Below are 1397 nucleotides of genomic sequence, written 5' to 3' on the forward strand. Positions count from 1 at the left end.
TAGATTGTTGAACAAATTGTAGATATTCGTCCAGTACTTCTGCCGGTGACTTCCAACCAAGCGTTTTCCGGGGTCTGGAATTCAGCGCATTAGCAACGGCTTGAATCTCTTGAGCGCTCCACCGAGACAAATCTGTACCCTTTGGGAAGTACTGCCGCAGTAGGCCATTCGTATTTTCGTTTGTGCCGCGCTGCCATGGGCTATGCGGGTCGGCGAAGAATACCTTCACCCCGGACTCGACCGTGAAGCGGGCATGATCTGACAGTTCTTTGCCACGATCCCAGGTCAATGATTGCCACAAAAGGGTGGGCATGTCGGTCACGGTATTCTTGAGCGCATTAGCCATCGTGACAGCTCCGTAGCCAGCCAACGCGGGGCCATTTTTCGTCCTGGGTATCAATCCGTAGCCTTCCTCGCGAGGCAGGTGGACAAGCATGGTGAATCTGCTTGAACGCTCAACTAGCGTTCCGATCGCAGACCGGTTTAGTCCGATGATCAGGTCACCCTCCCAATGCCCCGGGACCGCACGATCGTCGGCTTCTGCAGGCCTGTTGGAGATCATTACATCCTCGCTCACATGTGCCCAGGCTTTGGCTTGTGCCCTTGCTCTCGGTACGCGCAATGCCCTCCCAGTACGCAGGCAGCCAACCAACTCGCGCTTGAGAGCTCCTCGACCCTGGATATAAAGTGCTTGGTATATGGCTTCGTGAGAGATGCGCATGGATTGATCATCCGGGAAGTCGATCTTTAGTCGGTTGGAAATTTGTTCGGGCGACCAACCGGTGACCCATTTACGATCACCGCGATGCGGCTTATTTCTTCCTATGAACGGCGCTGGCCGAGGCCCAGAGATGTCACGACCATTCGCGTCACGAACCTTGCCCTCCAGGCGATCTTGAACGTAGTCGTGCAAACGTGGATCAGTTAACAGTTTCGATGGCTTGGGTCTTTTCGCAACCAGCTCAGCCTTCCACTGCGCAACCGAAGCTCGATACTCAAGTCGGCCACAGCGAGTTGCAACATTACGTGTCAGCTCACGGGAAACCGTTGATGCGCTACGCCCGATACGGCGCGCAATCTCTCGTACTCCGACGCCCTGGCACGAAAGAAGTCCAATCTCTTCTCGCTCAGCAAACGACAAGTACCTTCCAGATATTGGGTTCAACATAGAAAGTGGCATGCCGCCATTATGACGAAACCAACGCGTCCCGACTGCTTGCGACACGCCAACCGCTTCAGCAGCTTTTTCGCTTGTAATCCCCGTTGCTATTTGTTCCCAGAACCGCCGCTCGGTTTCCCGGCGATGCGATGGCGCACCTGGCGAGCGCATCGCCTTTCGCCCAGTCAACTTGTTCATCCGCCCCGCTGGTCGCCTCATAAACACCTCCTCGATTAAA

General features: G+C 55.1%; 1 protein-coding gene (cut by a window edge). It reads right to left on the reverse strand.

Annotation, left to right across the window (positions count from 1 at the left end):
• On the reverse strand, positions 1-1357 hold the 5' portion of the coding sequence (locus GJA_RS25655) for an IS30 family transposase (protein ID WP_081905581.1). Its footprint begins 20 nt before the window's first position; the window shows 1357 of its 1377 coding nt (coding positions 1-1357); it begins with the start codon at positions 1355-1357; its stop codon lies off the left edge, out of view.
• Positions 1358-1397: the final 40 nt, after the last annotated feature.

Source organism: Janthinobacterium agaricidamnosum NBRC 102515 = DSM 9628 (assembly GCF_000723165.1).
Classification (GTDB): Bacteria; Pseudomonadota; Gammaproteobacteria; order Burkholderiales; family Burkholderiaceae_D; genus Janthinobacterium; species Janthinobacterium agaricidamnosum.